This window comes from Ruegeria lacuscaerulensis, from assembly GCF_013031245.1.
GTDB classification, from domain to species: Bacteria; Pseudomonadota; Alphaproteobacteria; order Rhodobacterales; family Rhodobacteraceae; genus Ruegeria; species Ruegeria lacuscaerulensis_C.
In genome coordinates, this window is record NZ_WPZL01000006.1 from 257,386 (window position 1) to 263,385 (window position 6,000).

6 protein-coding genes are annotated in these 6,000 nt (G+C 57.4%); 1 reads left to right on the top strand and 5 read right to left on the bottom strand.

The genetic code is table 11. The annotated features are described in order from the left end of the window. Positions 1 to 198: 198 nt before the first annotated feature. A complete protein-coding gene (locus GOX66_RS11005; RefSeq protein WP_170762527.1) occupies positions 199 to 1,581 on the top strand; it encodes a D-alanyl-D-alanine carboxypeptidase family protein in 1,383 nt (460 codons plus the stop codon). 59 nt (positions 1,582 to 1,640) lie between these two features. Here GOX66_RS11005 and GOX66_RS11010 read toward each other — a convergent pair whose 3' ends face one another. The 5 genes from GOX66_RS11010 to GOX66_RS25595 form a co-directional block, all read right to left on the bottom strand. Next, a complete protein-coding gene (locus GOX66_RS11010) occupies positions 1,641 to 2,888 on the bottom strand; it encodes a hypothetical protein (RefSeq protein ID WP_170762529.1) in 1,248 nt (415 codons plus the stop codon). 151 nt (positions 2,889 to 3,039) lie between these two features. Then, positions 3,040 to 3,801 (bottom strand): LamB/YcsF family protein, encoded by a 762-nt coding sequence (locus GOX66_RS11015; RefSeq protein WP_170762531.1) that lies wholly within the window; start codon positions 3,799 to 3,801, stop codon positions 3,040 to 3,042. A gap of 12 nt (positions 3,802 to 3,813) precedes the next feature. After that, entirely contained in the window at positions 3,814 to 4,812 is a 999-nt protein-coding gene (locus GOX66_RS11020) for a 5-oxoprolinase subunit C family protein (RefSeq protein ID WP_170762533.1), read from the bottom strand. Continuing rightward, positions 4,809 to 5,564, bottom strand: coding sequence for a 5-oxoprolinase subunit B family protein (locus tag GOX66_RS11025; RefSeq protein WP_170762535.1), 756 nt, complete (start codon positions 5,562 to 5,564; stop codon positions 4,809 to 4,811). Before GOX66_RS11025 ends, GOX66_RS11020 begins: the two co-directional genes overlap by 4 nt. A gap of 244 nt (positions 5,565 to 5,808) precedes the next feature. After that, positions 5,809 to 6,000: hypothetical protein (locus GOX66_RS25595; RefSeq protein ID WP_214652610.1), on the bottom strand; the 192-nt coding region annotated here is incomplete at its 5' end.

Here is a 6,000-nt window from a genome sequence, read left to right on the forward strand (position 1 = left end):
TCTCATCCGTGGCAACATGTAGTGTGTCTGTGGGCGGATAACGAAACAGCGAAATAGTGAGCTTTCGGTTTATTTAGTCCGGCCCCTATGCTAGCCTGTCAGGTAATAAAATAAATGATTGGCCGACCGGGAAAACCCGGCGGCACGAGGTAGACAGAGGCAAAGATCGTGCAGGTTCGGCGGACAGTTCCGGCCCGAATGGGCTTATTTCTTATAGCATTCTTGTGGTTGCTTTCCTTTGCGCCGTTGCAAGGGGCGGCTGCGCCGTACGCGGCGATGGTAATTGATGCACGCACCGGAGAAGTGCTGCATTCGCGCAATGCCGATACACGGTTGCACCCGGCCTCGCTGACCAAAATGATGACCCTCTACATTGCGTTCGAGGCGGTGCGGAATGGTGAGATCGAGTTGGATACGCAGGTTCGTATCACCAAAAAAGCCGCGTCCGAGCCGCCATCGAAACTGGGCCTGCGCTCAGGGCAGACGATCGCGTTCCGCTATCTGATCCGAGCAGCAGCGGTGAAGTCGGCCAATGACGCGGCGACGGCAATCGGAATCGCCCTCAGCGGGTCCGAGGCAGCATTCGCGCGCCGCATGACTCGCACCGCCAAGGCCATGGGCATGAGTCGCACAACGTTCAAAAACGCGCATGGTCTGACAGAATCGGGTCACCTCTCGACTGCGCGGGACATGACCACTCTGGGGCGTCACCTGCTGTACGACTACCCGCAGTATTATAATCTGTTCTCGCGTCAATCGACTCATGCCGGGATCAAGACGGTTCCGAACACCAACCGTCGCCTGCTGGCCGCCTACAGCGGTGCCGACGGGATCAAGACCGGATACACCCGCGCCGCGGGTTTTAATCTTGTTGCTTCCGCAAAACGCAAAGACGAACGCATCATCGCCACTGTCTTCGGCGGTAAATCCGGCGCGTCGCGTAACGCCAAAGTGGCCGAATTGCTGGACATGGGTTTCCGCCGCGCACCGTCGCGGGCCCCGATCCGCAAACCGGCCCGTCCGGCTTATGCAGGGAATGCCGGATTGGGCGTGAAGGTAGCAAGCCTGGTCGGAGCGCCGACCACAAGTCTGCGGCCTGTTCTGCGTCCGGGACCGGGTGCCGCCGTACAGGTGGCGGGGACAGTCGCCGCAACGGCCGCCAAGAATGGCGCCCGCATTCAAAACGGTATCGCCGCGGCGATCGCGGCGGCTGATATCCAGGCGCCAACCGACGATACGACGCGACCCGCCGCGCGCCCGGAAGATCTGGTTCTGGCGTCAACTGATCCGAACGTACAACCCGAACCCGAACAGGAAATCGTTACCCGTCTGTCCACATCAGGCGGGCATTTGTGGGGCGTCAATGTCGGCCGCTATACCACCCGATATGAGGCCGAGAAGGTTTTGCTGAAAACCGCCCTGTCGGAAATGACCACTCTGGAAGGCACGCTGCGCAAGGTGAACCAAAGCTCGCGCGGGTTTGAAGCAACATTTCAGGGCATGACCCGCGAACAGGCTGATCTGGCCTGCCGCAGGCTTCAGGCCCGCAACGTTACTTGTTTCATGATCGGGCCGTCATAAGACCCGACATACTCTCCTGGATGGATCTGGGCTGCGAGGAAACTCGCAGCCTTTTTTTGTCAGTCGAAGACATGGCCGTGCTGGTATTGCTCATCCTGCCCGGCGGCGGCCGTCAATGCGGCCACATTGTCCTTGGTGAAGAACCCGTCATACTTATGGCAACGCTCGATATACTCGGTGATCAGCAGTGTGTTTTTCGAGTGTTTCGAGAAGATTTGCTTCAGATTCGGATCGTCTTTGCACTCGCCCACCACGTGGGCCAGGAACGGCACGCCTTTGTCTTTGAGCGTGTTCACCACAAAGTCGACGTTCTTCTCTCCGGCGTTATGATCGCCATCCTGAATCTCGACGGCCATATGATGCAGGCGACGGCCGAAATTGCGAACGAAATCCTCGGTCGGCATCGGCAGCTTTGCGAAGGAATTGACGAATGAGGGCGTATTGTTGGCGGTAAACACCTTGGCGGGCGACTTCTTGTCATCGTCCACATTCGGGTTGCGGTTCACATTGGTGGACGAGTTCATGTCGAAGATGTTGTACGCCCCCCAGAAATAATAGGGCACCATGGTCAGAAACTCGAGGATTGCATCCTCACGTTCACCGGCCAGAATGCGCGTTGCAAGATGGTCGATCCCAAGCATCAAAGGTGAAATCTTGCTGCCCGTACCAAATGCAGCGGCCTGATCCAGCTGTGCCTGCTCAGCATCGCTCAGCAACACCCGGTCACCGAGGCCCAGACTGTCGGGGTCGTTGAAATCCAGTGTGGAATAGCCGACCCGGTTGCAGGTGAAATCGGACGGTGTGGTAAAACAGAACCCATCTAATGTGTAGAACGGGTTCTCGGTATCACCGCTGTATTCGAACCGGACATTCTGATCTTCAAGCGTCTTGCTGAGGGTTTTCAGGTCGACCGCACCATAAATCTCTCCGACATAGCGGGTCTGCGGAGTGTTGCGTGCCAGTGGGTACATCCGGTTAATGCGGGGGATAAAGTCGTCAAAGCTCGGGCTGAGCGGTGCCATTACGAGCAGCGCAGGATAGTCGGAATGGGTATGCAGAACCGAGAATTTATGGGTTTGCCCCAAAAACGTGGCCGTATGACGGTAGGGCGTCATCACATATAGTTCTATCAGGGTATCGAATTGCGCTGCGGTCTCGACCTGAATGACGATCGCCTGCATGGGACCGACCAGATCAGCGACACCCGATTTGTTGCGCCGCTCGTAAATCTTCGGCAGGTATTCGTTGAAGAAGTCCGAGTTCTTCTTGTCTCCTCGGGGCTCATAAGACATCAAATCAAAAGACATTAAATTACCTCCTTGCGTCTCGCCGACCACGGCCGATTAAAACGTTGCCTGGATTTCCGGTATTCAGAACATGCACTTGCAGGCATGCTAGGGTCTGATATCTGCGCAGGCAACAATAAGAAGATGGAGCGTCTGTCTTACGTCGAGGTGGTTAACGAATGAATTTCGTCACCTCAACACCACCGTCGATCAGGTTTTTACGCACGGACTGGGCGATTTGCACGGCCGTCGGCCCGTCGCCGTGCAGGCAGATCGTATCGATCGATGTTTCCAGCCTTTGACCGCTTTCGGTTATGATTGCGCCTTCACGAACCATGTTCAGGATGCGGGGCCCGGCAAGGTCGGGATCATGGATAACCGCGCCCGGAAGGCTGCGATCAACCAGAGTGCCGTCGTCATTGTAAGCACGGTCCGCGAATATCTCGCCGACCCATTTGCAGCCCAGTTCCCGCGCAGCCTCTTCCTGTTTGGTTACGGCCAGCACCATGATGACAATGTCCGGGTCCACATCCAAAGCGCCCTGATAGCAAGCCCGCGCCATGTCGATATCGACCGAGCACATGTTTGCCAGCGCTCCGTGCAGTTTCAGGTGTCGCACTTCGGTGCCAACTGCCCTGGCCATTCCCTTCGCTGCGCCCAGCTGAAACCGTACCAGATTGCGCAGACTGTCATAGGGTACTTTCATGTTGCGCCGCCCAAATCCCTGTAGATCTGGAAAACCAGGATGCGCGCCAACGCCCACGCCGTTTTCATTTGCCAGCGCAATCGTCCTTGCCATCACATCCGGATCGCCTGCGTGAAATCCGCAAGCTATATTCGCCGAGGTGATGATCTTAAGCAGGCTTTCATCGTCCCCCATTTTCCAGGGGCCAAAGCTCTCTCCTATATCGGCATTCAGATCGACGCTGGGCATCGGCAATTCTCCTTAGTCAGTGGCAGAGATCATTCCACCGATCAATTGGTAGGACAACAGATCAAGAATGTCATGCGGATCGCGGACCAAAGGCTCCACCCGCCCCGGCAGGCGCTCAAGATCGGCAAGGTAAGTCGCGTGCAGGGCAACGGCCTGGTCCATAGAGACGAATTCGAACCGGATCTGTCCACCCGCCGGGGTTTGCGCTACGCGGGGCAGGTCGCAGGGCAGAACGGTTGCAATGCGGGGGTAGCCCCCCGTGGTCTGGCATTCAGGCAGAAGAATAAAGGGATTGCCGGTGCCGGTCATCTGAATGTCTCCGGGGGTGATGACCTCAGACAAAATATTCAGTTGCCCCTTGGCGGCAAAGCCTTCGCCGTCGCTGTCCAACTGCATTCCCATCCGGTTGGCCCGCGCACCTCGGCGAAAAGTTGTTTGGGAAAATCGGTCAAGGGTGTCCTGATCGAACAGAGAGGTCTGAAAACTGGCCACCACGCGCAGAACGCCTCCGGTAAACCGGTCGTCTGAGCGCAATTTCATCCCGACATCCGCTATGCGCGATCCGGCCGATAACACATCACCTGCCTGCACCACGCGCCCGACTTTCGCTGTCAGGTGCACGGAGCGGGACCCCAGAAATTCCGGAGCATCGATTCCACCACCGATATGCAGGTAGCCGTAATTGCCCTGCATCACGGCCCCGATCACCAATTGCTGACCAGCCTCAAGTGTATGGGAGGCGTTCCAAACGGCCGGGCTGCCATCAATGCTGGCCTGCATCGGCGCACCGGTCAGCGCAATGTTCATCGGCTGTGCGGCCTCGAACGTGCCGCCCATCCCCGCCATTTCCAACGCGGCGCAACTTGGACTATGTCCTAACAGGGCTGCGCCTTCGTGCAGCGCAAGCTGGTCCGCGGCTCCGGAACGGGATAGGCCCTGAACCAGATATCCAGTGCGCCCCTGATCCTGTACGGTACAAGCGGGGCCGATTTTGAGCACGCGCAGACTCATCCCGGCAACTCCTCACAGGTCGCTCCGCCCGAACCGTCACCATCCTTTGCCCGGATATCCTCTAGTTCCGCCGCCGAGACCGGCAGGAACTGCATCTCATCGCCGGGGCGCAGCGCAAAACTTTGTTCTGCTTCGGGTCGGAAGCAGCGAAAGGCCGTCTGGCCCACATGCCGCCACCCGGTTGGAGTCGGGCCGGAAAACAGCACGAACTGAGAAATTGCCAGAACAAGCGCCCCTTCTGGCACCATTGGGGTGAGCTCCTTGAGGCGCGGAATGTTGAACTCTGGTCCCAGCGGCCCGAGATAGGGTTGCCCTGGTGCGAAGCCGATGGTCAGAACGCGAACGCGCGTTTCGCTCAGGCGCCGTATTGCCTCAGGGGCAGACAGCCCTGCTGCCGCTGCTGCTTCATCCAGCTGTGGCGCAAGTTCGCCTCCATATACAGTGGGCACGTGCCACAGGCGGCGACCAGCCGGCAAGGGCGCATGATACCAATCTTGTTGCCTCAGCACCTGTTCAACACGTTCATTGATTTCAGTATGTGTCAGCCGGAGGGGATCGAACCGGATATAGGCTGATGCCAATGAGGCGGAGGTTTCAATCACGCCTTCCCAGTCCAGTGAATCGATTGCGCTGAGAAATGCCAGCGCCGCCCGGTTTGGGGGTTCCGCCATCGTATCGGCGAATGAGATCAACAGGCCATCCAAGCCAACGGTTCTTATGCGCGGGAAAGAGTCGGGGTGTGAAAAGGTCATGTTACCGTGCGAACGCATCTTTCTGATGACCTGACCGTATTCGGGGTCAGTGCGCAAGGCCAGGCAATCGACACATGACAATTTCGACGTCCGAGGCTCGGAATGAGTCGCGCAAGTTGGCGCAAATCTGAGTCGGTTGAACAGGGCGAGTCGGATTGCTCTTGTAGGAACGGTCTGCGGACTCACTAAATATAGGGTGAGTGTGTAGTGTCTTCAGTGTTGCCCGTATCCTTATGGCTCCGCTTCAATCTGGAAACGGTTTTCTGGGCCAAGGGAGCGGGCGATTAACGTGTTGAAAAATAATAAGTAAATCACAAATGGCAAAAAAATCGCGCAGGATGTAATTTTCTGCTTGCGGCTTTTGCTGGTAATACTTAGAACCCCCTTCACCGGCGCTGCTGAGGTGGTGCTGACGGGTCGGAGAGACGGCCGGACG